General features: G+C 53.7%; 25 protein-coding genes. 17 read left to right on the top strand and 8 right to left on the bottom strand.

Annotated features, from left to right (window positions below; translation table 11 throughout):
* Positions 1-8: 8 nt before the first annotated feature.
* From AB9F26_RS18090 to coaBC, 4 genes are read right to left on the bottom strand one after another with little or no spacing between them, the layout of a single operon-like run.
* Positions 9-2,027, bottom strand: coding sequence for a M3 family metallopeptidase (locus tag AB9F26_RS18090; RefSeq protein ID WP_369768658.1), 2,019 nt, complete (start codon positions 2,025-2,027; stop codon positions 9-11).
* 54 nt (positions 2,028-2,081) lie between these two features.
* Positions 2,082-3,125: a molybdopterin-synthase adenylyltransferase MoeB gene (locus AB9F26_RS18085; RefSeq protein ID WP_335584083.1), complete on the bottom strand. Its 1,044-nt coding sequence runs from the start codon at positions 3,123-3,125 to the stop codon at positions 2,082-2,084.
* The gene (dut, locus tag AB9F26_RS18080; RefSeq protein ID WP_369768657.1) at positions 3,122-3,595 is read right to left on the bottom strand and encodes a dUTP diphosphatase; all 474 of its coding nucleotides are present in this window, start codon (positions 3,593-3,595) and stop codon (positions 3,122-3,124) included. Before dut ends, AB9F26_RS18085 begins: the two co-directional genes overlap by 4 nt.
* 18 nt (positions 3,596-3,613) lie before the next feature.
* Positions 3,614-4,807 (bottom strand): bifunctional phosphopantothenoylcysteine decarboxylase/phosphopantothenate--cysteine ligase CoaBC, encoded by a 1,194-nt coding sequence (gene coaBC, locus AB9F26_RS18075; RefSeq protein ID WP_335584085.1) that lies wholly within the window; start codon positions 4,805-4,807, stop codon positions 3,614-3,616.
* Positions 4,808-4,921: 114 nt separating this feature from the next.
* Here coaBC and cobU point away from each other — a divergent pair, with 114 nt between their 5' ends.
* From cobU to AB9F26_RS18055, 4 genes are all read left to right on the top strand, one after another.
* Complete coding sequence (cobU, locus tag AB9F26_RS18070) at positions 4,922-5,452, top strand: bifunctional adenosylcobinamide kinase/adenosylcobinamide-phosphate guanylyltransferase (RefSeq protein ID WP_335584086.1); 531 nt, start codon at positions 4,922-4,924, stop codon at positions 5,450-5,452.
* On the top strand, positions 5,449-6,021 hold the full coding sequence (locus AB9F26_RS18065; RefSeq protein ID WP_335584087.1) for a histidine phosphatase family protein: 573 nt from the start codon (positions 5,449-5,451) through the stop codon (positions 6,019-6,021). Before cobU ends, AB9F26_RS18065 begins: the two co-directional genes overlap by 4 nt.
* A gap of 58 nt (positions 6,022-6,079) precedes the next feature.
* Positions 6,080-6,952 (top strand): glutathione S-transferase, encoded by an 873-nt coding sequence (locus AB9F26_RS18060; protein WP_335584088.1) that lies wholly within the window; start codon positions 6,080-6,082, stop codon positions 6,950-6,952.
* Positions 6,953-7,040: 88 nt separating this feature from the next.
* Positions 7,041-8,555 carry a YifB family Mg chelatase-like AAA ATPase gene (locus tag AB9F26_RS18055; RefSeq protein ID WP_335584089.1) on the top strand — a complete coding sequence of 505 codons (1,515 nt, stop codon included), beginning with the start codon at positions 7,041-7,043 and terminating at the stop codon, positions 8,553-8,555.
* On the opposite strand, the gene gshB is transcribed toward AB9F26_RS18055, so the two are convergent.
* The 3 genes from gshB to rsmI are packed head-to-tail and all read right to left on the bottom strand — an operon-like array spanning position 8,552 to position 10,771.
* Positions 8,552-9,493 (bottom strand): glutathione synthase, encoded by a 942-nt coding sequence (gene gshB, locus AB9F26_RS18050; protein ID WP_335584090.1) that lies wholly within the window; start codon positions 9,491-9,493, stop codon positions 8,552-8,554. The genes AB9F26_RS18055 and gshB overlap by 4 nt on opposite strands.
* 58 nt (positions 9,494-9,551) lie before the next feature.
* Positions 9,552-9,908: a YraN family protein gene (locus AB9F26_RS18045; RefSeq protein ID WP_335584091.1), complete on the bottom strand. Its 357-nt coding sequence runs from the start codon at positions 9,906-9,908 to the stop codon at positions 9,552-9,554.
* The gene (rsmI, locus tag AB9F26_RS18040; protein WP_335584092.1) at positions 9,905-10,771 is read right to left on the bottom strand and encodes a 16S rRNA (cytidine(1402)-2'-O)-methyltransferase; all 867 of its coding nucleotides are present in this window, start codon (positions 10,769-10,771) and stop codon (positions 9,905-9,907) included. Before rsmI ends, AB9F26_RS18045 begins: the two co-directional genes overlap by 4 nt.
* A 107-nt stretch (positions 10,772-10,878) precedes the next feature.
* Here rsmI and AB9F26_RS18035 point away from each other — a divergent pair, with 107 nt between their 5' ends.
* Genes AB9F26_RS18035 through murJ form a run of 3 tightly spaced genes read left to right on the top strand, consistent with a single transcriptional unit; the run spans position 10,879 to position 16,371 of the window.
* Positions 10,879-12,054 (top strand): penicillin-binding protein activator, encoded by a 1,176-nt coding sequence (locus AB9F26_RS18035; RefSeq protein ID WP_335584093.1) that lies wholly within the window; start codon positions 10,879-10,881, stop codon positions 12,052-12,054.
* Positions 12,014-14,836, top strand: coding sequence for a [protein-PII] uridylyltransferase (locus tag AB9F26_RS18030; protein ID WP_369757994.1), 2,823 nt, complete (start codon positions 12,014-12,016; stop codon positions 14,834-14,836). Before AB9F26_RS18035 ends, AB9F26_RS18030 begins: the two co-directional genes overlap by 41 nt.
* On the top strand, positions 14,833-16,371 hold the full coding sequence (murJ, locus tag AB9F26_RS18025; RefSeq protein ID WP_335584094.1) for a murein biosynthesis integral membrane protein MurJ: 1,539 nt from the start codon (positions 14,833-14,835) through the stop codon (positions 16,369-16,371). Before AB9F26_RS18030 ends, murJ begins: the two co-directional genes overlap by 4 nt.
* 1 nt (position 16,372) lies before the next feature.
* Here murJ and AB9F26_RS18020 read toward each other — a convergent pair whose 3' ends face one another.
* Positions 16,373-17,080: a rhomboid family intramembrane serine protease gene (locus tag AB9F26_RS18020; protein WP_369768656.1), complete on the bottom strand. Its 708-nt coding sequence runs from the start codon at positions 17,078-17,080 to the stop codon at positions 16,373-16,375.
* Positions 17,081-17,170: 90 nt separating this feature from the next.
* Between AB9F26_RS18020 and trpS the strand changes: the two genes are divergently transcribed.
* From trpS to AB9F26_RS17970, 10 genes are all read left to right on the top strand, one after another.
* Positions 17,171-18,214, top strand: a complete 1,044-nt coding sequence (gene trpS, locus AB9F26_RS18015) for a tryptophan--tRNA ligase (protein ID WP_369768655.1) — start codon at positions 17,171-17,173, stop codon at positions 18,212-18,214.
* A gap of 165 nt (positions 18,215-18,379) precedes the next feature.
* A complete protein-coding gene (locus tag AB9F26_RS18010) occupies positions 18,380-18,889 on the top strand; it encodes a VOC family protein (protein WP_369768654.1) in 510 nt (169 codons plus the stop codon).
* Positions 18,890-19,108: 219 nt separating this feature from the next.
* Positions 19,109-19,564 (top strand): universal stress protein, encoded by a 456-nt coding sequence (locus tag AB9F26_RS18005; RefSeq protein WP_335584098.1) that lies wholly within the window; start codon positions 19,109-19,111, stop codon positions 19,562-19,564.
* A 99-nt stretch (positions 19,565-19,663) separates the two neighbouring features.
* Positions 19,664-20,227: a NifU family protein gene (locus AB9F26_RS18000; RefSeq protein WP_335584099.1), complete on the top strand. Its 564-nt coding sequence runs from the start codon at positions 19,664-19,666 to the stop codon at positions 20,225-20,227.
* Positions 20,217-20,849: a tRNA (adenosine(37)-N6)-threonylcarbamoyltransferase complex dimerization subunit type 1 TsaB gene (gene tsaB, locus AB9F26_RS17995; protein WP_369768653.1), complete on the top strand. Its 633-nt coding sequence runs from the start codon at positions 20,217-20,219 to the stop codon at positions 20,847-20,849. Before AB9F26_RS18000 ends, tsaB begins: the two co-directional genes overlap by 11 nt.
* The gene (locus AB9F26_RS17990; protein WP_335584101.1) at positions 20,842-21,270 is read left to right on the top strand and encodes a GNAT family N-acetyltransferase; all 429 of its coding nucleotides are present in this window, start codon (positions 20,842-20,844) and stop codon (positions 21,268-21,270) included. Before tsaB ends, AB9F26_RS17990 begins: the two co-directional genes overlap by 8 nt.
* Positions 21,271-21,457: 187 nt before the next feature.
* Positions 21,458-22,447 (top strand): BMP family ABC transporter substrate-binding protein, encoded by a 990-nt coding sequence (locus AB9F26_RS17985; protein WP_335584102.1) that lies wholly within the window; start codon positions 21,458-21,460, stop codon positions 22,445-22,447.
* Positions 22,448-22,453: 6 nt separating this feature from the next.
* Positions 22,454-24,049 carry an ABC transporter ATP-binding protein gene (locus tag AB9F26_RS17980; protein ID WP_369768652.1) on the top strand — a complete coding sequence of 532 codons (1,596 nt, stop codon included), beginning with the start codon at positions 22,454-22,456 and terminating at the stop codon, positions 24,047-24,049.
* Positions 24,046-25,146: an ABC transporter permease gene (locus tag AB9F26_RS17975; RefSeq protein WP_039001400.1), complete on the top strand. Its 1,101-nt coding sequence runs from the start codon at positions 24,046-24,048 to the stop codon at positions 25,144-25,146. Before AB9F26_RS17980 ends, AB9F26_RS17975 begins: the two co-directional genes overlap by 4 nt.
* Positions 25,147-25,149: 3 nt before the next feature.
* On the top strand, positions 25,150-26,115 hold the full coding sequence (locus tag AB9F26_RS17970) for an ABC transporter permease (protein WP_369768651.1): 966 nt from the start codon (positions 25,150-25,152) through the stop codon (positions 26,113-26,115).
* The last annotated feature ends 73 nt before the right edge of the window (positions 26,116-26,188 follow it).

The raw sequence follows: 26,188 nt of genomic DNA, 5'->3' as shown, positions 1-26,188 counted from the left end.
GACTGTTTTCAGACCAATCCACGCCCCTTCAAAAGGGCATCTACCTTTGGCATCCGGCCCCTGAATTGAAGATACAACTCTTCTGAGTCCTGCGACCCACCTGTGGAAAGAATGAATTTCTCCAACCGCTTAGCTGTTTCTGGATCAAAGGGATCGCCTGTTTCCTCAAAAGCCAAAAACGCATCCGCATCCATGACTTCGGACCACATGTAACTATAGTAGGCACTCGAATATCCGTCACCGGAAAACACATGCGCAAACCCGGGCGTCGCATGGCGCATTCGAATGGCATGCGGCATGCCAATACTAGCCAAAATTTCACTTTGGCGGGCCATTGTGTCCACCGGAGCATCCCCGTTGTGGAAGTCCAAATCCACGAGGGCCGAGGCCACATATTCCACGGTCGAGAACCCCATATTGTAGGTCTGTGCCGCCAACAGTCGGTCAAGTAACGCACGTGGAATGGGCGCGCCCGTCACCGCATGAAGCGCGTGTTTTTCGAGAACTTCGGGTACTTCAAGCCAATGCTCGAACAACTGGCTCGGCAACTCAACAAAGTCGCGCGAAACGGAGGTTCCCGAAACACTTTCGTAGGTCACATCCGACAACATTTGGTGCAGCGCGTGGCCAAATTCGTGGAAAAGTGTCCGTGCATCATCATAGGACAAAAGCGCAGGCTCGCCCGCCGAAGGTTTGGCGAAATTACACACGTTCACCACAATCGGGCGCACTTCTCCGCCCAGTTTTTTCTGACTGCGCATCGCCGAACACCACGCGCCAGACCGTTTAGAACCTCGAGCAAAATAATCCCCAATGAACACCGCCACATGCACGCCATTCCGGCTTATTTCCCACGCACGGCAATCGGGATGATAGAGTGGAACGTCCAATGGTTTAGCCTCAAGCCCAAACAGTCGATACGCGCAATCAAACGACGCCTCAATCATCCGGTCCAGTTGGAAATAGGGTTTTAATTCCGCCTCATCCAAATCATGCTCCGCCAAACGACGTTTTTCCGAATAATAGCGCCAATCCCAAGCCTCAAGCGGGCCATTCACGCCATCCTTAAGCATCATGTTCTCAAGAATAGCCGCGTCTGCCTCTGCGGCGGGTTTGGCCTTATCCCAAACCGACATCAATAATTCTCGCACGGCTTCTGGTGTTTTCGCCATTTCCGTTTCAAGCTTATAGGCTGCGAAATTGTCATAACCCAACAATTGTGCCCGCGTTTCGCGCAGTTTGAGCGTCTCGCTTGTGATTTTACGATTATCCGTCTTTCCGCCATTCGCGCCCCGCGCAACCCAAGCTTCATAGGCGAGTTGGCGCAAATCTCGACGTTCCGAGAACTGCAGGAAAGGCACGATCAGCGAGCGTGAAAGGGTTACGACAGGTCCGTTGGCCTTTTTTTCAACGCCTGCGGCCCGCGCTGTGGCGACCACAAATTCGGGCAATCCCGCCAAATCATCTTCTAATAGCGGCAGAAACCAGTCGCGCTCGTCGGCCAAGAGGTTCTGCGAAAATTCCGTTCCCAAAACCGCAAGGCGCGCCTTCACCGCGCGATGTTGGTCGCGCGCGTCGCCCGATAGCTGTGCGCCAGACCGTACAAATCCGCGGCGAGTAAGTTCCAAAACACGCAACTGCTCATCGGTCAAATCAAAGGATTTACGATTGTTCCACACGGAGTCTATCCGCGCGAACAAGGCCGCGTTCATACTGATATCGCTGGAATACTCTGCCAATAGCGGGGAAAATACGCGCTGTAATTTTTCGCGTGTTTCAGAACTATCAGCCCCCGCGAGGTTATAGAAAACACTCAAAACACGGCCAAGGTTTTCATCCGCCTGCTCAAGCGTATCTATCGTGTTGGCGAAAGTCGGCGTGTCTGGATTTTCTGAAATCGCCGCAATCGCGGCCCGCGCTTGCGCCATGGCATCCCGAACCGCTGGCTCAAAATCGTCATCAGATATTTCAGCAAAAGGTGGAAGCTTGAAGGGTGTGTCCCAAGCAGCGAGTAACGGGTTGGTCATAGAATGTCTCCTTTGACCATAAGCTAGTCACGAAGGCCGCGGATCACCACCCTTTCAATGTGAATTTTCACCGCAAATCGGACAATCTTTGCGTCGTTTTACAGAAATTTTGCGCGCTTGCGCATAAAGCCCATCATACATCAACAACTGCCCTCGCAACCCCTCGCCGGCACCAGTAATATCCTTTACGGCTTCTAGCGCCATCAGGGAACCAATGATGCCCGGCAACGGTCCTACGACTCCTGCCTCTGCACAGTTGGGGACCAAACCCGGCGCCGGGATTTCGGGAAAAACGCATTGATAGCAAGGGCCACCACGCGCAGGATCATAGATTGAAATCTGGCCTTCCCATTGCGTCATAGCCGCCGAAATAAGGGGCTTCCGAAGAAGAACTGCGACCTCATTCACCATATACCGAGTCTCAAAATTGTCCGTGCCGTCCATAATCACATCGTATTCCGCAAATAATTCGACAGCGCCTTCTCGATCTAAACGTCTGAAATATGGTCGAATTTCCACGAAAGGGTTTTGCGCACGAAGCTCTTGCTCAGCGGAAAAGACCTTGGGCATATCAATGCTGGCGTCTTTGTGGATCACTTGGCGTTGAAGGTTTGAATTATCCACAACGTCATCGTCGACAATTCCAATTGTCCCCACCCCAGCCGCCGCCAAATATTGCAAAACAGGCGCTCCCAATCCGCCAGCGCCAATAACCAAAACCTTCGCGTCTCTTAGGCGTTTTTGCCCAGCGCCGCCGATCTCGCGCAGAAAGATGTGGCGGGAATATCGATCAATTTCAACATCCCGAAATATCGCGTTAGGGCCCAAGGTTTCCGCATTTTTCGCCACTTTGTGCCGCAACCAGAGAATCCACCTTTGAAAACCAAAAACACTACCGATGAGAATTCCAACAAGCGCCCATTCCCCCCAAACCTGGCCAAAATATCCGCGCATTGCATTTCCTTCCGGCAAGGCAAAATGGGCCAGTAAGCCGACCACGTATATACAGAATATCAACAATCCACGTAGGCTGCGCGGTGCCTTCAAATAGCCACCCCCGAACCAAATTGCCGCCATTAGAAAGAGCGGAAAGATCATCCGTCACGCTTTCCCGTTGAGCCGAAACCACCAGCCCCACGCTTGGTTTTCGAAAGGGTTTCTGTTAGGGAAAACGACGCTTGAATTACGGGAGCCACAACCATTTGAGCAATCCGGTCTCCGTGAGAAATAAGGTAATCCGTGTCGCCAAAGTTTACGACAATCAGGCCTAAGGGACCGCGATAATCCGAATCAATCGTCCCCGGAGTGTTTAAAAGCGTGATCCCGTGTTTGAGCGCAAGTCCTGAGCGTGGCCTAATTTGAACTTCAAATTCCTCAGGAAGCTCCATAGAAAAACCTGCCGGAATCAGGGCCCGTTGATTGGGGCACAGCACAAGCCCGTCACGCTGTTCGGCAGGGAAATTAGCCCGCACATCCGCCCCAGCAGAACCGCTGGTTTCATAACTTGGTAAAGCTATGGACTGATCAGCGCCATCGACAAATTTCAGGGAAATTATGGTCTGTTCCATTTTCAAAACACTCGCATTTTATGAATTTAATGTCTGTGCGATCAATCCAGCCAGTTTCTTGGCGACTTCGGTTTTGCTCATACGCGGCCAAGCCTGCGCGCCCTCCTCCGTCACAAAGGTTACTGCATTTTCACTGCCACCCATAATGCCCGTTTCGGGCGAAACATCGTTGGCGAGTATCCAATCACATCCCTTGCGCAAACGTTTGGCCGTAGCGTTTGCGACAACGTCATCGGTTTCCGCGGCGAAGCCAACGACCAATCGAGGCCGCTTAGCACTTGCACAGACCGTCGCCAAAATATCGGGGTTTTCCGCAAATTTAAGGTCAGGCATTCCATCTTTGGTTTTCTTCATTTTGGAGGCCCGTGCGTTTTCAACATGCCAATCCGCAACCGCCGCCGCAAAGACCGCAGCATCCACGGGAAGGACGCGCTGAACTGCGGCCATCATCTCGCGGGCGGATTGCACTTTTACAACTTCCACGCCCGTAGGAGGCGCGATATCCGCTGGACCTGTAACAAATACAACATCGGCACCAAGTTGGGCGAGCGCCGAGGCAATGGCCGTTCCTTGCGCTCCTGACGACCGGTTTGCAATATAGCGCACTGGATCGATGGGCTCGTGCGTGGGTCCCGAAGTCACAAGAATGCGCTTCCCCTTTAGGGGGCCAACGGCCAATTTTGCTTCGATAGCAGCAACGATTTCAAGTGGCTCTGCCATACGGCCAAACCCAAATTCTCCGCACGCCATATCGCCCTCGTTGGGGCCAACCACAGTGCCGCCATCCGCAATAACTTGCGCAATATTGCGCTGAGTGGCGGGATGATCCCACATCCGAACATTCATTGAGGGCGCGTATAGAACATCTGTATCCGTCGCCAAAAGGAGCGTGCTCGCGAGATCATTGGCAATTCCTGTCGCGGATTTGGCCATCAAGTCCGCTGTGGCTGGTGCGACAACAATCAAATCTGACGCGCGGGAAAGCTCAATGTGTCCCATTTCCGCTTCATCGGTAAGGTTAAACAAATCTTGATAAACCTTATTACCCGACAAGGCGGATATAGAAAGCGGCGTCACAAATTCCGCAGCCGACTTGGTAAGGACAGCGGTCACCGACACTCCGCGCTCACGGAGCTTTCGGATTAAATCCAAAGCCTTATAAGCCGCGATACCGCCGCCAATAATTAAGAGAACCCGTTTTTGTGCCAGCATGATCGGCCCTTTTACTCAACCTACCTTATTGCTATTGCGCAAACGCTCCAATTGCCACCCTTAACCTACGCCAAATAGTTTGCTAGACCCATTCTAGGAATAGAGGAAATTGTTATGCTGCCTAAATTGAGCTTTATTTTGGGAGGGGCTGCCTCAGGGAAGTCGGCCTATGCCGAGAGTCTTTTCGCTGTGCACGCGGGGACACGAACCTATCTCGCGACGGCGCAATCCTTTGATTCCGAAATGGAAAACAAGATATCGCGCCATCAAATCATGCGAGGCGAGGGCTGGGACACCATAGAGCGGCCGATGGATATTGCGCCCGTTTTCTTGGAGGCGCAGCCAGAGTCGGCAATCCTTTTCGACTGCGCGACTCTTTGGCTTTCTAATCTGCTTCTAGCGGACAGAAACGTCGAGGAAGCGCTGGAGAACCTCCTTTTTGCGCTCAATTCCTGCGCCATTCCCGTTGTCATTGTGAGTAATGAGGTCGGTGCAGGAATCGTGCCCGCTGAAGCGCTTTCAAGGAGGTTCCGCGAGGCCCAAGGGCGTTTAAATCAACAGCTAGCAGCGCAGTCGGATTACGCTGTTTTGGTCGTCGCGGGCCTGCCACTCACACTTAAAGGCACCATGCCGGAGGCCACATGAAGCGCCTATGGTGGGTGCGTCACGCGCCGACGCACGCGAAATCGATGGTTGGCTGGAGTGACATTCCAGCGGACCTGTCCGATCAAGCAGCCTTCGCACGACTTTCCACGGCCCTTCCCACACAAGCACCAATTATTTCATCCACGTTGCAGCGCGCAATTGGCACGGCCAAGATGCTTTCACAGACGCGGCCGCTCCTTGAGCCCGATCCAGACCTGCGCGAAATTCATTTCGGAGACTGGGAAAACCTCACGTTTGATCAGGCCAACGCGCGAGATCCTGACGCGCTCAAACTCTTTTGGGACCACCCCGGTGAAAGTACCGCCCCTGCGGGAGAAAGCTGGAATGATTTACGCCAACGTGTCGATGCTGCCGCAGACCGGCTTCTGGCGCGTCCAGAACCCGACATCATCATCGTCGCCCATTTTGGAGCCATCCTCTGTCAGGTCCAACGCGCTCTCGGCGTTAGCACGACCGAAGTTTTTGCGCAGAAAATAGACAACCTTTCCCTGAGTTGCCTTTCGTTTGACGAAGGCTGGCGGGCGACCAGCATCAATCAAATTATGTGATACCAATTATTCCATTAATTCGCTTCGTGAACCGCGGAATTCTAGCTACAGTTTTGGCATGACATATTTACTTGCATTGGGCGATCGCGCCTACTCCAGTTGGTCCCTCAGGGGATGGCTGCTCTTTGAAAAATTTAACATTCCTGTGCAAACTCGGTTCGCGCGTCTCTATTCAGACGCCTTCCCAAAGATGCTAAAAGAATTCGCGCCCGCGCGGCTAGTGCCAACGGTGAAAACGCCCGATGGCGTGGTTATTTCCGAGTCCCTCACCATTGCCGAAGAACTCGCTAGCCGCCACCCAGAAGCCAAGATATGGCCGAGCAACCCAACGCATCGCGCCATCGCGCGCAGTTTAGCCGCGGAAATGCACGCCGGATTTGGCGCGCTTCGCGACGCTTGCCCGATGAACATGCGTGTTTCCTATAGTGATTTTGTACCCTCCGAGGCCGTCGAAAAAGACCTTCGCCGACTTGAAGTCATCTGGGATCGCGCCCGCGAGGAAACCTTAAACGAAACACCATGGCTCTGTGGAGAATATAGCGCCGCCGACGCGTTCTATGCGCCAATTGCCGCGCGCATTGCGGGCTATGGCCTCAAAGTTTCGCCCTCGGCACAGGCCTATGTCGATGCACATTTGAGTGACCCTGCCTTTCGCCGCTGGCGAGCAATGGGCATGGTCGATGGCCCTGATCAACCCTTCTATAAGCGCGATTTTGCATTACAGGATTGGCCACATGCCTCATCGCTGGCCGTCGAAACCATTGAGCACGGCCCCTCAGAAAACGCCATGTGCCCCTATTCTGGAAAACCTGTAACCCATTTTGCAAAAATTGAGGGGCGTATCTTTGGGTTCTGCAATGCGTTATGCCGCGATAAAACGGTTATAGACCCCGCAGCATGGCCAGCATTTATGGCACTTTTGGCGGACTAAAAGGTCGCATCCGAACATGCGTTAACTCTTCGTAAACTATGATCATCGTAGTCCTAAAGGAGAGTTAACACTTGTTAAGGCGGATAAAATGGTCGCGCGCACTTACACAGTTGCATTTGAAGGTATCGACGCGCGACTGGTCGAGGTGCAATGCTCCCTTGCGCCTGGCCTGCCTGCTTTCTCAATTGTCGGCCTTCCGGGAAAGTCCGTGTCCGAAGCAGGAGAGCGGATTCGCGCGGCGCTTACGGCGATGTCTGTGGCCCTGCCGTCCAAGCGGATCACCATTAATCTTACGCCTGCTGACCTGCCAAAATCAGGGCCGCATTACGATCTCCCGATTGCAATCGCCCTCCTCGCAGCGCTGGATATTATCCCCCAAGACACAGCACAAGACTATGTTTCGATTGGAGAACTTTCACTGGATGGCACCCTTGCCTATGTGAATGGTTCCCTGCCTGCGGCCCTAACAGCAGCGGCCGAAGACAAAGACCTTTTGTGTCCAATTTCATGTGCCTCCGAGGCGGCATGGGTCAGTACAACCCGCGCCCTTGGCGCGACAAACCTTACGGCTTTGGTTCAGCATTTCACGGGAAAAACACTCCTAACGGCCGCAGAACCCGGACAATCCACACATACCCCCGCTCTAAAAGACATGCGGGATGTCAAAGGCCAAGAACGCGCCAAACGCGCGCTGGAAATCGCAGCGGCAGGGCGTCACCACACGTTGCTTCTTGGCACGCCTGGATCGGGAAAATCGATGTTGGCGGCCCGTTTACCCGGAATTTTACCGCCTCTCACTCCGCGCGAAGTCCTCGAAACGTCAATGGTGCATTCCGTCGCGGGCTTGCTTTCGGGAGGTGGCCTTCATCGCGACCGCCCCTTCCGCGACCCGCATCATACAGCGTCAATGGCGGCGATTGTCGGCGGGGGCCGCACCGCTTTGCCCGGCGAAATTTCCCTCGCGCACAACGGGGTCCTGTTCATGGACGAATTCCCTGAGCATAATCGAAATGTTTTGGATTCTTTGCGCCAACCTCTCGAAGCGGGCGAAGTCATGGTGGCGCGGGCGAATGCACACGTGCGCTACCCATGTCGGTTCATGCTGATTGCCGCGGCGAACCCATGTAAATGTGGCTATCTTCCTGACCCCTCTCGAGCCTGCAGCCGCGCACCTATTTGTGGCCAAGACTATCTCGGGAAAATTTCTGGCCCGTTAATGGATCGGTTCGACTTGCAAATCGAAGTCCCGCCGGTTCCGTTTTCGGATTTTGATTTGCCACAAAATGGAGAGAGCAGCGCGGCCATTGCAGAACGTGTAAGTGCCGCACGGGAAATTCAAGCCGACCGGTTCAGCACAATTGACGGGATGTATCAAAATGCCGATGCCCAAGGCGACATCCTTGAGAAGATCGCCGCCCTAGATACCGAAAGCAAAGAGTTGCTATCCAGAGTTGCCGACAAATTTGGGCTTTCGGCGCGAGGGTACCACCGCGTATTACGTGTGGCGCGCACGATCGCAGATTTAGGCGAGCAGGAAAACGTTCAAAAACAACATGTTTCCGAAGCTGTCAGTTATCGTTTCCCTGCCCAACGGCGTCATTAAGAGCACTTAGCTTCAATAGCTTCCCAAACTTGCGCCGCAATATTTCCACCATCGAATTTCTCCAACTCGAGGATGCCCGTTGGGGAGGTCACGTTAATTTCGGTGAGATAGTCGCCGATAATATCGATTCCTACGAAAATCTGGCCTTTTTCACGCAACAACGGTCCGATGGCATCACAGATTTCCAAATCCCGCGCGGTCAGGCCGATTTTCTCGGGCCGCCCGCCAACATGCATATTTGAACGCGTTTCACCTGCAGCGGGAACACGATTAATGGCACCAACAGGTACCCCATCCACCAAAATCACGCGCTTATCGCCATTTGAAACATCCGGAAGGAACTTTTGAACGATCAAGGGTTCGCGGTTTATGCCCGAAAACAGCTCATGCAGAGAGGCTAAGTTTCGATCATTCGCATCCAGTCGAAAAACACCCGCCCCGCCATTTCCATAAAGCGGCTTAAGAATCACATCTTTGTGGCGCTCTTTAAAGGCGCGTATCGTGGCCAAGTCGCGCGCGATTGTGGTTGGCGGAGTCAAATCGGGAAAATCCAAAACCAATAGTTTTTCGGGATAATTCCGCACCCAAAACGGGTCATTTACCACAAGGGTGGTCTCTTTGAGGCGATCCAAAAGATGCGTTGTTGTGATGTAGCCCATGTCAAACGGAGGGTCCTGACGCAACCAGACCACATCGAAATCAGCAAGATCAACTTCTGTTTCTTCACCCAAAGAATAATGATCGCCAACGACACGCTGAACTGTGAGAGGCCAACCCCGCGCTGTGATTTTCCCCTCTTGGTAGGCGAGTTTGTCCGGCGTGTAGTAAAACAACTCATGCCCGCGCGCTTGCGCTTCTTCTGCAAGCCTAAAAGAACTGTCCCCAGAAATATCGAAATGCTCGATTGGGTCCATTTGAAACGCGATTTTAAGTGCCATGTGAAATCTCCTTGTTGGCCAATAGATGGCCTAGCAAGGGTGTATTTTCAATGGGAGATTACATCTGGCCGAATGCGTTTTCCAAGATGCGGATTTCCCCAACGCCATTCACCAAGGCCACGTCAAATCGCACATCCGTGTTTTGCCCGTTGGGTTCGCCTGCGAGAAATTCGGATGCAGTTTGGTAAATTCGCTGCATTTGCCGCCGTGAGAGACGTTCCGCCGCAGCGGAGAAACTCTTGCTCTTTTTCACTTCGATAAAGACGACGCCGTCACCATTTCGAGCAACAAGATCAATTTCGCCCGCGGCCCCTCGCCATCTTGTTTTATCAATCTGCATCCCTCGACGGACATATGACCGCGCGACAGCCTCTTCGGCGGCAAAGCCTGCGTGGTAATTCATTTGTCCATTCATTCAGAGCGACCTTTGTTCATGGCAAGCGCGGTTTGATACACATCCCGACGTGGGATATTCAAAGCTTCGGACACAATAGTTGCAGAATCTTTAACCGAATGAGACTCGAGGGCCTGTTTCAAGGCGTCTTCAATCGACGCCGTGGAAATTTCTTCCTGTGCACCACGATCGACCACGACGACAATCTCGCCCTTTACGCTTCGCTCGGAGAAGCTGGCGGCAAGTTCGTCGAGTGTTCCACGGGACACCTCTTCGAATTTCTTGGTGATTTCGCGACAAACCGCGGCTCTTCGCGCGCCCCCGAGGACTTGGGCAAGATCTGCCAGCGCTGCGGCAATCCGTTTGGGGGATTCATAAAAAACCAGCGTGGCGTCAATTTTCGCCAAAGACTGCATATAGGTTTGGCGCGCTTTTTGCGTATTCGGGGAAAAGCCTGCGAAGTGAAATTGATCGGTGGGAAGGCCCGCAATTGTGAGGGCAGCCACGACGGCACTAGGGCCTGGCGCTGAGGTTACCGTGTATCCCGCCTCAATCGCTGCCACCGACAGACCATATCCAGGGTCCGCAACAAGGGGGGTTCCGGCTTCTGAAGCATAAGCCACAGATTTCCCCTCCTCCAGATACCGCAACAGGCGAGGACGCGCTTGGGCACCGTTATGATCGTGGTAGGCAACAAGCTGCCGTTCGCCCAAGGGCACCCCGTGAATGTCCATCAACTTGCGCGCGGTACGGGTATCTTCTGCGGCGATCACATCCGCGTTCGCCAAGACATCCAACGCCCGCAACGTGATATCACGCGCAGTTCCAATCGGAGTCGCGACAAAATACAGCCCAGCAGCGAGCTTCTTTGTTTCAAAATTCATGATTTGGCGCCTTCCATGACGTTTACTAATGAGGCTCAAGCGCTTAAGTTCGTTCCAAACGTGGAAACTGCTTTGCGCACTTTTGCAATTTGGAGCGAGACCAACTTATGTTTGCTTTTTTAAAGAATGCCCGCAAGGGTTTTAGTCTTATTTTTCCCATATTTATTGTGCTTTTTGTGGCCGCGTGTCAGCCATCGTCGACAAGTTCGGGTCCGACGATCAATACGTCGAAGCCTGTGCGCGTTGCTCTGCTGATTCCCGGAGAATCAGCGAGTGCGGGCGACAACATCATTGCACGCTCCCTTGAAAATGCCGCGCGCCTCGCGATTTCGGACCTTGAAGGGGTTCAAATCGATCTGAGAGTTTATAGTACTTCGGGCAATGCCGAGAAGGCTGCCTCCGTGGCCGTGGCTGCAGTGGATGACGGCGCTCAGATCATTCTGGGGCCTCTATACGGTGAGTCTGCCAATGCTGTTGGCTTGGCTTTGTCCAACAAAAACATAAACATCCTCGCGTTTTCAAATAAACCTTCCATTGCAGGCGGAAACGTTTTTGTTTTGGGCAACACCTTCCAAAATACCGCCGAACGCATCGTTTCATATAGTGTAAATCAGGGCCGCCGGAACGTCATGATCGTTCACGGCGCCGACAATGTTTCAGAAGAAGCGGGCCGCGACGCCTTGGTGCAAGCCGCGAACCGCAATGGCGCAACGATCACCGGCGTGCCCTCCTTTGAGATGAGCCAGCAAGGCGTGATCAATGCGATTCCTAACATTGCCGCACAAGCGCGCAATTCGGGGACCGACGCAATTTTGTTCGCGTCAGGGACGGAAGGGGCACTCCCGCTTCTGACGCAACTTCTTCCTGAAAATGGCATAAACACGGAAACGACCCAATTTATCGGCCTCACGCGGTGGGATATTCCAACCGCGACGTTGTCCCTCCCTGGAGTTCAGGGAGCATGGTTTGCCTTGCCCGATCCAGGTCTTTCAAACCGTTATATCGCACGATATTCAGCCGCCTTTGGCGAGCCTCCCCATCCGATCTCGGGCCTTGCCTATGATGGAATCGCGGCTATTGGGGCGCTGGTTAAGAGCGGAAGTTCCAATGCCCTCACCTCGGCAGCCCTCACACAATCCTCCGGTTTTGTGGGTGTGAACGGTGTCTTCCGCCTTCTCCCCGATGGAACAAATCAACGTGGCCTCGCAATTGCGCAGGTCCAAGAAAATCAGGTAATCGTCATTGACCCCGCTCCAAGAAGCTTCTCCGGCTCTGGTTTCTAGTACCGCCGACAAAAACGCCTCAATCACATATCCTGCCAAAAAGCTGATCTGTGACCCTGCTGACATCTTCAATCTTGAGGAATCACGCAGGGCGCTTTTTAAACAACTTGAAGAGATCAGCGATAACTCTGAGAAACGCACCCTCACGGTTGCGTTTCTTTTGGAGGCTCGCTCCAAAGGAACGGCAGCAATTGAAGCCGCGTTTTTGGCTCGCCCATTTGACGCGAAGCCCGTCACCAGCGCCTATAGTTACCTAACCGATTGCATTGTGATTTTGACCCATGGGGTCGCTACGCAATTGCTTCATCCAAACCCGAACCCCACCGAGGGCGAACGCCTCGCCTTACTGGCGGTGGGCGGGTATGGACGCGCAGAAATGGCACCGCACTCGGACGTCGATCTGTTGTTTTTGACACCCTACAAGATAACACCTTGGGCCGAGAGCGTGATTGAAAGCATGCTCTATATTCTTTGGGATTTGCATTTCAAGGTCGGCCACGCCAGTCGAACGATCAAAGATTGTATCCGTCTGGGCCGCGAGGATTTCACCATTCGCACCGCTCTTTTGGAGCATCGCTTCATTGCAGGCTATGAACCCTTGCTTGGGGAGTTCGACGAAAGTTTAAAAAAGAACCTCTTCAAAGGAACTGCTCCGGAATTCACGGAGGCAAAACTTGATGAACGCGACCGGCGTCACAAAAAACAAGGCGGACAGCGCTATGTTGTTGAGCCGAACGTCAAAGAAGGCAAAGGGGGTCTTCGCGATCTTCAAACGCTATTTTGGGTGGCGAAATACCTACATGGAGTGGATTCCACCGCCGAACTCGTTGAACTGGGCATGTTCAACCAAGATGAATATGACAGCTTTGAACGTGCAGAATCTTTCCTTTGGGCCATTCGTTGCCACCTTCACTTGATCTCGCGGCGCGCGATGGACACGCTGAGTTTTGACATGCAAGTCGAGGTTGCCGCCCGCATGGGGTATGTCGACAAAGCCGGACGTCGGGCCGTTGAAATTTTCATGCAAGACTATTTCCGGCACGCAAACCGCGTGGGTGAATTGACACGTATTTTCCTCACGTCGCTCGAAGCTTCGCAGGTTAAAAAAGAACCTCGGCTCGTAGGCTTTTTCCGCCGCAAACGCAAAGTCCGCGATGGCTTCGAAATTGAGCAAAACCGGCTTACATTTTCCCCCGACATGGAACTCGCTGAAAACAAGCTTAATATCCTGCGGATATTTGAAGAAGCCCTGCGCACAGGGATGCTGCTCCACCCGCAAGCGATGCGGTTGATTGATGCAAACCTTGGTTTAATTGATGACGAGGTGCGCAACGACAAAGAAGCCCGCCGAATTTTCCTCGACCTTATGCTCAAACATGGCAATCCGGAACGCGCCCTGCGACGGATGAATGAAATTGGCGTTTTAGGGGCCTTTATCCCCGAGTTTCAAGTCATTGTCGCGATGATGCAATTCAATATGTATCATCACTACACAGTCGACGAACACACGATCCAATGTATCAAAACACTTGCAAAAATTGAGCGTGGAGAGTTGATCGAAGAATTGCCCGTGGCAAGCGGAATTCTGAAAGGGGGCGTGGATCGTAAAGTTCTTTATGTTGCCCTCCTCATGCATGACATCGGTAAAGGTCGCGACGAAGACCACTCGATTTTGGGGGCCAAGATCGCACGTAAAGTGGCCGAACGGCTTGGTCTCAAACCTGCCGATTGCAAAACCGTTGAATGGCTCGTGCGCAACCATCTGGTGATGTCAGACATCGCCCAAAAACGCGACATTTCCGATCCCCGTACTGTGCGTGGGTTCGCCAAATCGGTCCAAAGCAAGAAACGGCTCGACCTTCTCACCGTTTTGACGGTTTGTGATATTCGCGGTGTTGGGCCGAATACATGGAACAATTGGAAAGCCGTGCTCATTCGCGATCTCTATGCGCAAACCTCCATGGCGCTTGAGAACGGACTCGAAGAGGTGAATCGATCCACGCGAGAAGAGGTCGCCAAAAAAGCGCTCCGCATCGCGCTTTCGGACTGGGACAAAAAAGATATTCGCAAGGAAACCTCGCGCCATTACCAGCCCTATTGGCAAGGGGTGCAGTCTGCGGATCACATCGTATTCGCCAATCTTCTAAAGAACCACAACGATAGCGAAGTCGGTATCGACCTAAGCCTAGATGTAACTCGCGATGCCACGCGCGCGTGCTTCTGTATGGTCGATCATCCCGGAATTTTTTCCCGTCTCGTGGGAGCTTTGGCCCTTGTTGGGGCGAATGTTGTCGATGCGCGCAGTTACACCACCAAGGACGGTTATGTGACCGCGATTTTCTGGATTCAGGACGCCGAGGGGCACCCCTACGCGAGTAATCATATGACGCGGCTACGCAATATGATCCAGAAAACCCTCAAGGGCGAAGTGGTTGCTCGCGATGCACTCGCAGGGCGAGACAAGCTGAAGAAGCGGGAAAAAGCCTTCCGCGTGGCGACCAATATCACCTTCGACAACGAAGGCAGTGAAATTTACACAATTATCGAAGTCGACACCCGCGACCGCCCGGGATTGCTCTATGATTTGTCGCGCACGTTGGTGAATGCGAACGTGTATATTGCCTCGGCGATCATCGCGACCTTTGGGGAGCAGGTGGTCGACACCTTCTATGTAAAAGATATGTTTGGCATTAAATATCACACGGTCGCCAAGCAAAAAGCCCTTGAAGATAAAATTCGCGCCGCGATTTTGAGTGGCGCCGAGAGAGCAAACAAAGAATGAGATCCAGAGGGATGATGTCGGGCTTTATGACGGTCGGTTTTTGGACCCTCATGAGTCGTATTTTAGGCTTTGTACGCGATATACTTATTGCGAGCTATCTGGGAACGGGGCCCGTCGCAGAGGCGTTTCTGGTCGCTTTCTCGCTGCCCAATATGTTTCGTCGGTTCTTTGCCGAAGGGGCTTTCAACATGGCCTTTGTACCGATGTTCTCCAAGAAGCTGGAGGGCGGCGAAGGCGCACATACATTCGCGCGGGACGCGATGTCTGGGCTTGCGGGAATCCTCATTGTTTTCACCATTATCGCCCAGTTTTTCATGCCTTGGCTGGTGCTTGCGATGGCCAGCGGTTTTGCCAATGATGCACGGTTTGACTTGGCTGTTTTCTATGGTCGGATCGTTTTCCCCTATATCCTGTTTATCTCCCTCGCGGCGCTGCTGTCCGGCGTTCTAAATTCGTCCGGACGGTTCGCCGCCGCCGCCGCCGCCCCCGTGTTGCTCAACATTCTTTTGGTCACCTCCATGCTGACGGCACATAGGGCGGGATGGGACATGGGGACGACCATTTCCATCACGGTGCCCATAGCAGGTATCGCGCAAATGGCCATCGTTTGGGTGGCCGCTTCGCGCGCGGGATATCGGTTGATCCCCCGCCGTCCACGCATGACGCCTGACCTTAAACGCCTAATGATTATCGCCGCCCCCGCCGCCCTCGCGGGGGGCGTCGTACAGATCAACTTGCTGGTGGGACGCCAAGTCGCGAGCCATTTTGAAGGCGCCGTTGCGTGGCTTTCCTATGCGGATCGCCTGTATCAGCTGCCCCTTGGCGTTGTCGGAATTGCCGTTGGAATTGTGCTTCTGCCGGAGCTTTCGCGCAGGTTACGCGCCGAAGACTTTGCGGGTAGCCGCGACGCGTTGAGCCGCGCGGGCGAGATTTCCCTCGCCCTCACCATTCCTTCCGCCGTGGCGCTAGTTGTGATCCCAATCCCCCTTGTGAGGGTATTGTTTGAACGCGGTGCATTCGGCACGGACGATACCGCAGCGACCGCCGTCGCCGTTGCGATCTACGGCCTTGGCCTGCCTGCGTTTGTCCTGCAAAAGCTGCTGCAACCCGTTTATTTCGCGCGGGAAAACACGAAAACACCGTTCTACTTCGCGCTGTTTGCGATGGTGTTAAATGCCGCCATTGCCATCGGTCTTGCGCCGTTCATTCAGTTTTGGGCCGCCGCCCTTGCGACCACTGTCGCGGGGTGGACCATGGTGCTTATGCTAGCGCTTGGTGCGCGTCGCTATGGCGAGACCGTGCGTTTTGACCGCCGGTTTTGGCGCCGCTTAATCCGCATTGTCATCGCCTCGCTGTTTATGGGCGTATGTCTTTGGGCCGCAAACCTTATGCTCGGGCAGCTTTTTGGCACGGGTGGATTTGAAGTCTTGGCGCTACTCTTGCTCATCACAGCCGGAATAGTCAGCTATTTCGGCTTCGGGCACCTGATTGGGGCCTTCCGCCTTGGCGATTTCAAAGCATCGTTGCGCCGCTAGCTTAGCTGCGGCGCAACTTTACTAAAATCGCCTTCGCCCCTCCGGGCACCAAGACGAATGACAAGAAAAATCCCACAAAGAAGCCAATAAGCTCGGCAACCCAATCGTTGGATCCGCCAAAAAGCATGCCGAAAACTAACCGCAGCCCCATAAACATGCCGATGAGATAGAAGGCTTGATACTGTTTGCTGCCATTGAGCGATAAGCTCACCCAACGCACAAAGGTAAAGGCTCCGATGAGGCCAAATGCCCCGACATAGCCGCCGATCAACACGGCCTCTTCGCGGAAAATCATCCAATAGAGCACCGCACCAACAATGGCCGAGGCAAAGTAAATGAGCAGAAACGCGAAGTTACCAAAGGCTTCGGCGGTCATTTTTCCGAGCGCCAAGATAAACACCGCGACGAAGGCCATGGACGTAAAGTTTTGGTGCACGAAAGAATAGGTTAGAAAACGGCCAAGGACTTCTGGCTTATAGCGCCCCGTTTCAAGGTAGGGGGTGATGATTTGGCCAAGGACGCTATAATCCAAAATCGCGTCGCGACGCCATGCAATGGCCTCCGGTCCGCCAATCAAACCGCTACTTGCCAAGCTCAGGATGATTTCGACCGCGACAATCACCATCACCAAACCCACAACCGCGATGGGCAGGGCATTGAACGGCGATGCATTGTGATCGAAATCATTGTCGTTTTGGGGTGTGCTCATTTACTGACCTCATGAAACAGGCTTACATTGACGTGCCTTTGTCCTATCGGTAAGCGAAAGGACATTAAAAATCCAGATGGAGTATTCATTATGACCGAGGTGGTCCAAACACCCTCGCAGCCCGGCACTCAGTTTGTACCGCGCGTTTTTTCAGGCATTCAGCCAACAGGCGGCTTGACCCTAGGCAACTATCTCGGGGCGATCAAACGCTTTGTGGATATGCAAGCAAGCGGCATTGAGACGTTTTATTGCATGGTCGATTTGCACGCGATCACGACGCCGCAAAAACCGGATGACCTGCGGCGCGCGACGCGAGAGTTGGCCGCTGGCTACCTTGCGGCTGGCCTTGATCCCGCCAAATCGTCGCTGTTTAATCAAAGCCAAGTCCCCGAGCACACTCAACTTGCGTGGGTTTTCAACTGTGTAGCACGCATGGGTTGGCTGAGCCGTATGACCCAGTTCAAGGACAAGGCTGGCAAGAACCGCGAGGCCGCTTCTGTGGGTCTGTTCGCCTATCCGAATTTGATGGCCGCCGATATTTTGGTGTACCACGCCACGCATGTTCCCGTGGGCGAAGACCAAAAACAACATATCGAATTGACCCGCGACATCGCGACGAAGTTCAATCACGACTACGGTGTCGACTTTTTCCCGATCCCCGAACCCGTTACTGAGGGGGCGGCAACACGCGTTATGAGTTTGCGCGATGGGTCCAAAAAGATGTCGAAGTCTGATCCCTCTGCCGCCAGCCGGATTAACATGACGGACGATTCCGACATGATCTCTCAGAAAATTCGCAAGGCCAAGACGGATCCTGATGCTTTGCCAAGTGAAGCCTCTGGCCTGAATGAACGTCCAGAAGCGCGCAACCTCGTCAACATTTATGCGGGTCTTGCCGACATGACGGTGGACGATGTGCTTGCGGATGTTGGTGGCAAAGAGTTCTCAGTGTTTAAACCGATGTTGGCCGAACTTGCGGTTTCCAAATTGTCTCCGATTGCCGCCGAAATGGCGCGTTTGATGCAAGACACCGCCGAGATCGACAAAATCCTGCGTCAAGGGGCCCAAAACGCTCGTACTGTTGCGGGACCAATCCTTGAGAAAACCTACGATATCATTGGCATGGTGCGCTAAACCACGCCTTATACAATTTCCACAGATTACGGGGTGCCTTCGGGTGCCCCGTTTTTGTTTTCACATCCTACGCTATGTGCAAAGATGAACTAACCCTGCGCGCCAATCAGCATTTCGTTTCCCTGCGCACATCCCTAAATTGACATGTGAAAACAGGAGCAAGCCATGACATCGAACAAACACATCGAAAATAAGCCTGTCCATCCCCAGACTCGGATAGGCCACGTTCATCTAAAAGTTTCGGACCTTGACCGCGCCATTGCCTTTTACAGCGGCATTTTGGGGTTTGGCATTGTGCAACGTTACGGCCCGCAAGCGGCCTTTCTCGCGGCGGGCTCCTACCATCATCATATCGGCCTCAATACATGGGAAAGCCTCGGTGCGACTCCGCCCCCTAAAGGGCATACGGGTCTGTATCATACGGCATTCCTCTATCCCTCCCGCGCAGAACTAGCCGATGCGCTGCACCGTTTGATCGCAGCCGACTGGCCCCTCACGGGGGCCGCAGATCATGGCGTCAGCCAAGCGATCTATCTTGACGATCCCGATGGAAACGGGGTCGAACTTTACTGGGACCGCGCCGAAAACGAGTGGCCACGGGATAAGGACGGCACGCTGACAATGAACAATACACCGTTCGACCTTGACGCATTGCTGGCCGAATTCCCCCGCTGAACTGTCACAAAAAAGATTCAGAAACGGCCTACCTTAAACCTGTGGGTTGGAAAACTTTGCCCAAGTCCCAACCAGCCCCACATCGCCCTACCGCCTCTGGTTCCCCGACCAGAGGCGGCTTTCCTTTCGCCAATGAGACTACGACGCAGTGGTATCTTTCATTGTGCTTGCAGCAGGCCCCCAAAATCGGCCATCATCAAGCCGTTAAGGGAGAATTTTATGCGCAAGTTTTTGGTCGTACTCGATGATAGCCGCGAATGTTTAAACGCTATGCGTTTTGCGGCGATGCGGGCAGCCCATACTGGGGCCGGAGTGGAAATCCTATCTGTGATCCCGCCAGACGAGTTCAATCACTGGATTGGCGTGGCCGACATCATGCGTGCCGAGGCCCGCGAGCGGATTCAAGTTCATTTTGACGTTTTCGCAAAATGGATGCGCGACCGCCAAGGCATTGATCCATCGTTGATCATTCGCGAGGGCGAACCTATGCACGAAATATTGGCACAAATCCGCGACGACCCACAGATCGGTGTCTTGGTTCTTGGAGCAAGTACTGGGAAAAGTGGCCCCGGCCCCTTGGTCTCGGCGCTGTCAAAATCGGCGGGCAGTTTGCCCATTCCCGTGACTATTGTTCCTGGTGACTTGACTAAAGAGCAACTTGAAGCCATCACATAAGTACCGTAGTGTTTCTGTCAGAATAGGATGTTTAGAACAGTTCTAAACCTTGACACTTAGGACGCGCAGGCGCATATCTAGGTTCAAACGGAGGCCCCTATGTTTATTCAAACCGAGTCCACACCAAATCCCGCGACCTTAAAGTTCTTGCCCGGCCAGACCGTGCTTGAAGTTGGAACGGCGGATTTCCCAAGTGCTGAAACTGCAAATACCTCTCCTCTTGCCCAACGCATCTTTGCGGTTGGCGGCGTGACGGGTGTGTTTTTCGGCTCTGATTTTGTGACTGTCACAAAAGACGACGCAACTGAGTGGGATCATGTCAAACCTTCGATCCTCGGCGCGATCATGGAACACTACCAATCCGGCCAATCCGCGCTTAGTGGTGATGTGAAACCAGCGTCTGGACATGCCGAACATGAAGGCGAAGATGGCGAAATTGTTGAGCAAATCAAGGAGCTCCTCGACACGCGCGTCCGCCCTGCGGTTGCCCAAGATGGTGGCGATATTACGTTCCACGGCTTTGATCGCGGCATCGTATATCTTCATATGCAAGGGGCCTGTGCGGGCTGTCCAAGTTCGACGCTGACGTTGAAAATGGGCATCGAGAACCTGCTGAGGCACTATATACCCGAAGTTCTTGAGGTGCGGCCTGTTGCTGCCTGATCGACTGGTTTTAGGATTTGATACGTCGGCCGCCCATTGTGCGGCCGCGTTGCTGTTTGGCGACCAAGTTTTGGCGCAAACCTATGTTACGATGCACAAAGGACAGGCCGAAAACCTCGTGCCCATCCTTGAAGACGTCCTCGCGCAAGCGGGACACAAGTGGGCTGACCTTGCCGCGATTGGTGTGGGAACTGGCCCCGGAAATTTTACCGGCATTCGGATTTCCGTCGCCCTTGCCCGTGGGTTGGCGATGACCCTTGGTATTCCGGCGGTGGGCGTCACGGCGCTCGAAGCACAGGCCGATGGTCTAGAGCGCCCGATCTACTCCTTGATCCCTGCCCCGCGGGATACATATTACATCCAAAGTCTCGGTGCTGATGTGGACGTTATCGAGCAAATTCCCCTCGTTGAGGCTCAGGCGCGTGTCTTGGAAGGGCCGTCGGTCGGCCCCGTTGATACCACCGAATTTACACCCTCAAATGTCCCTCTCGCGGTCGCAATTGCCAAAATCGCGGCACGTCGTTTTGAGTTCCAATCCGAAGGTCAACGACCAACCCCGTTTTATGTACGCTCCGCCGATGCTGCTCCCGCAAAGGACGCGCCGCCGGTGCTCCTTGACTAGCCTCAAAACACCACAGGCCCTCGCGGCGCTGCACGCGCGCTCCTTCACGTCGCCGCGTCCATGGTCGGCGGACGAGTTTGCCTCGCTACTTTCTCAAAAATTGGTATTCCTCGTGACGGTCCCATCGGGCTTTGCTCTTGGGCGCGCCATCGCGGGAGAGGCCGAATTGCTTACGATTGCCGTCGAGCCAAATGCACGTCGAACAGGCGCGGGAAGCACCTTGATGGAACTCTTTGAAAACGAGGCCATCGCACGCGAATCCACAGAATCATTTCTTGAGGTCGCCGAAGATAACCTAGCGGCACTTTCCCTATATCGGGGAGTGGGTTACCGCGAATCTGGGCTTCGACGCGGATACTACCGTTCGCAAAGCGGTACTATTTTAGACGCTCTGGTTTTTCGAAAAACCATAGGAGCCTGAAAACACGGCACTTAACCCAATATTTTCACGGGTATTTCAAGTTTTATTACCAAATGGTAAAATTTTTGTTGACCAACGGTCGCCTCTCTCCCCTAAATACCCGATGATCTTCTTGTGATCTGCTCTTAACAAAGGGTAACGTCATCCATGGTATGACACCCTAAAAAAACACAACTGGGAGAGTATAATGACCCTCATGAAATCCATTCTCGGCGCAACCGCGACTTTGGCCCTATCGGCTGGCGCTGTTTTGGCTGATCCCGCGATCATTTTTGATCTTGGCGGAAAATTTGACAAATCCTTCAACGAAGCGGCCTTTAATGGTGCTGAGCGTTGGGTAAAAGAAACAGGCGGCTCTTACGATGAGTTCGAACTTTCTGCTGATGCACAGCGCGAACAGGTTCTTCGTCGCTTCGCTGAAGGCGGCAACAACCCTGTTGTTATGGCCGGCTTCTCGTTTGCTTCTGCGCTTGAAACAGTTGCTCCCGACTTCCCAGATACAAAATTCGTTTTGATCGACATGGTTGTAGACCAGCCAAACGTGCGCAGCATTGTTTTTGACGAGCACACAGGCTCCTACCTTGTGGGTGTTCTGGCGGCCTTGGCGTCCGAAACTGGCACTGTTTCCTTCGTTGGTGGCATGGATATTCCATTGATCTCCAAATTTGCATGTGGCTATGCACAGGGCGTCAAAGCGACGAACCCTGACGCGAAAGTCATCGTCAACATGACAGGCACAACGCCTTCTGCTTGGAATGATCCCGTAAAAGGTGGCGAGCTTACACGCGGCCAAATCAGCCAAGGCTCCGACGTTGTGTTCGCAGCAGCTGGCGGCACCGGTCTTGGTGTGCTTCAAACGGCAGCTGACGAAGGCATCCTTTCGGTTGGTGTCGACAGCAACCAAAACTACCTTCAGCCAGGGTCGGTTTTGACCTCCATGATGAAACGCGTCGATAACGCTGTATACGAAAGCTTCCTCGCCGGCGAAGCCGTTGAGCCAGGTTTCAACGCAATGGGCCTTGCGAACGATGGCGTGAGCTATGCGATGGACGAGCACAATGCGGCACTCATCACAGAAGACATGATCGCGCAAGTTGAAGCGGCAAAAGCTGGCATCATTGCTGGCGACATCACGGTACATGACTACATGTCCGACGAAACTTGCCCAGCGTACTAAGCTAGAATGGCTTTGGCACCAGAAAAGGGGCGGCAGGAAACTGCCGCTCCAACATCCCCCGCTCCCGCTATCGAGCTGCGCGGCATTTCCAAGGCTTTCGGCCCTGTTCAAGCCAACAAAGACATCTCGATCACCGTCCAAAAGGGCACCGTCCACGGAATTATTGGCGAAAACGGCGCTGGTAAGTCAACGCTGATGTCGATCCTCTATGGGTTCTACAAGGCCGATGCGGGCGAGATTATTATTAGCGGAAAACGAACGGTCATTCCTGACAGTCAGGCCGCCATCAAGGCTGGCATTGGCATGGTGTTCCAGCACTTTAAACTGGTTGATAATTTCACGGTTCTTGAGAACGTGGTCCTTGGGGCCGAAGATGGTTGGCGCCTGACGCCGTCGTTGCGCAAGGCGCGCAAACTACTCACCGAATTGGCAGAAGAATACGAGTTGAATGTTGATCCGGACGCGTTGATTGAAGACCTCTCGGTGGGGCATCGTCAGCGGGTTGAGATCCTGAAAGCTCTGTATCGCAAGGCGGATATCCTTATTCTCGACGAGCCCACGGGGGTTTTGACACCCGATGAGGCTGACCACCTGTTCCGCATTCTCGAAGGCCTTCGCGCCTCTGGCAAAACCATTATTCTCATTACGCATAAGCTGCGCGAGATCATGGATATCACCGACACCGTGAGCGTCATGCGCCGTGGGGAAATGACTGCGACGGTGAAAACATCGGAAACGAGCCCTGAGCAGTTGGCCGAACTGATGGTCGGCCGCAAAGTGCTTCTGCATGTCGACAAAGCCCCCGTGCAACCGGGTGAGGAAATCCTCTCGGTCGAGAACCTTGTGGTCGTTGACGAAGATAAGGTCACCCGCGTCAAAGGCATTTCCTTCAATATTCGCGCAGGCGAGATTTTGGGAATTGCGGGAGTCTCGGGGAACGGCCAATCTGAACTTCTTGAAGTTCTTGGCGGCTACGCCAAGGCCACCGGAAGCATCCGCTTGCACGGCAAAGAACTCGACCTAACAGGCTCCAAAAGCGACGGCCAATCTCGCCGCGCCAATGGCATTGCGCACGTCCCCGAAGATCGCCACGAAGAGGGTCTTATCCTTGATTTTGAGGCGTGGGAAAACGTCGCCTTCGGTTATCACAACGACGCAAAATACAATAAAAACAAATTCATAATGGACAACAAGGCCATCCTCGAGGACACTCAAGGCAAGATGAACCGCTTTGATGTACGCCCCCCGAACCCGCATCTTCACGCGGCGAACTTCTCGGGTGGCAATCAACAGAAAATCGTTCTTGCACGCGAAATTGAGCGCAATCCTGATTTACTCCTCATTGGCCAACCGACCCGCGGTGTGGATATTGGAGCTATCGAATTCATCCACCAGCAAATCGTTGCGCTTCGTGATCAGGGCAAGGCGATTTTGCTGGTCTCGGTGGAACTTGAAGAAGTGCTCTCGCTTGCGGACCGGATTGTCGTCATGTTTGACGGGAAAATCATGGGCGAACGCCTTGCGAGCGAAACGAACGAGCGCGAATTGGGGATGATGATGGCGGGTATGACACCAGACAAGAGTGACGGAGCGGGCGCATGAACAAGATGCCAAGATGGGCGGATGTTGCCCTTATCCCCTTCATAAATTTGCTCATTGCATTTGTAATTTCTGGCATTGTTCTCGCTGCGATCGGAACTAACCCGTTTGACGCGCTCGCCACGATGATCGAAGGATCGTTCGGCAGTTCGCGCGGTGTGGGCTACACGCTTTATTACGCGACGAACTTCATATTTACAGGCCTCGCAATGGCCATCGCGTCACACGCTCGGATGTTCAACATCGGCGGCGAGGGCCAAGCGGCGATTGGCGGCCTTGGAGTCGCCGTTATTTTATTAGCGGTTCCGTGGCCACATTGGACGCTCGCCCTTCCCGCAGCTATTGTTTTTGGTGGCCTGTTCGGCGCAGCATGGGCCTTTATTCCCGCTTATCTTCAGGCAAAACGGGGCAGCCATATCGTTATCACGACGATCATGTTCAACTTTATGGCGGCGGCCCTAACGGGATATCTGTTGACCGGCCCAATGAAAGTGAAAGGCAAAATGGCTGCCGAAACAGCCGCGTTCCCACCAGGCACGCATTTGCCAACCTTCCACGAGATGCTCGCTCCCTTTGGCATTGAGTTTTCAAAACACGCCCCCGCGAATATCAGCTTCCTCGTGGCGCTTTTGTGCTGTTTGTTTTTTTGGGTTTTGATGTGGCACACGCGCTTGGGTTATCAAATCCGCGCCCTCGGACACTCGGAGACTGCCTCCAAATATGCAGGAATTTCACCCGCCAAAATCATGATCATCACCATGTTGATCTCCGGCGCGTTTGCCGGACTTATGGCTGTAAATAACGTCATGGGCGAAGCCGAGCGCATGATCCACAACGCGGTCGAAGGGGCTGGTTTCATCGGCATCGCCGTGGCCTTGATGGGGCGCAATCATCCCATCGGTGTCATTCTTGCGGCGATTTTGTTTGGCTTCTTGTGGCAAGGCGGCGCGGAATTACAGTTTGTCTATGGCATCCCGCGCGAAATGGTCACCGTGATTCAAGCCATCGTCATTCTGCTAACCGGCGCCCTCGACTATATGGTCCGTGGCCCCGTCGAGCGGATTTTTCTCATGCGCGCAAATTCGAAGAAGAGGGCTTAGGACATGGAATTCTTTCACATCTTAATCCCGATTCTCGACTCAACTTTGCGCTATGCAACGCCACTCCTTTTGGCGTGCCTCGCGGGCCTCTACTCTGAGCGCGCGGGGATCGTGGACATTGGCCTTGAGGGTAAAATGCTCGGCGCAGCCTTCCTCACAGGGGGTGTTGCGTTTGTAACAGGCTCGATCTGGCTGGGCCTTTTGGCGGGAGTTGCGGGTTCCATGGCGCTTTCGATGTTGCACGGAGTTGCATCGATTACCTTCCGTGGCGACCAGCTCATCTCAGGTGTTGCGATCAACTTCCTTGCGGCGGGCCTTTCGATTGTGATTGGCTCTGCGTGGTTTGGTCTTGGTGGGCGCACGCCCTCTCTGCCAAGCAGCGCCCGATTCCACGACATCACACTGCCCTTTGCGGATTCCGTTGCGAACGTGCCGATACTGGGGCCAATTTATTCGGATTTGCTCTCTGGGCACACCATATTGGTCTATGTAGCGTTAATCGCCGTGCCTGTTACATGGTTCGTTTTATTTCGCACACGCTTTGGGTTGCGCCTGCGCGCAGCGGGTGAAAATCCGGCGGCCGTGGATACAGCAGGGGTTTCTGTGGTTAAACTCCGGTATAGCGCGATCATTATTGCTGGCGTTTTGTGCGGGCTAGCAGGTGTATATCTGGCGAGTTTTGCCGCTAATTTCGTGAAGGATATGACGGCAGGTCGGGGGTATATTGCCCTTGCTGCGCTTATTTTTGCGAAATGGCGCCCTTGGCAGGCGATGGGAACGTGCATTTTGTTTGGCTTCCTCGCAGCCGCGGCGCCCTATCTAGAAAACAAATCGTTTATGGGGTTCGAAGTACCGTCCCAATTCATCGACGCTCTGCCCTATTTGCTCACAGTTATCATCCTCGCAGGGTTTGTTGGCAAAGCCATTCCGCCACGCGCTGGGGGGCAGCCCTACGTAAAAGAAAAATAAGTGCGGCTTTGAACAGAAGTGATCCGATTTGTCGCATGCGGGGGTCTACAACCGGCGTGGGACATCTTATACT

The sequence above is a fragment of the Falsihalocynthiibacter sp. BN13B15 genome (assembly GCF_041205415.1).
Classification (GTDB): domain Bacteria; phylum Pseudomonadota; class Alphaproteobacteria; order Rhodobacterales; family Rhodobacteraceae; genus Falsihalocynthiibacter; species Falsihalocynthiibacter arcticus.
Note: the sequence above shows the minus strand (reverse complement) of the source record. Positions and strands in the feature narration are given on the sequence as shown.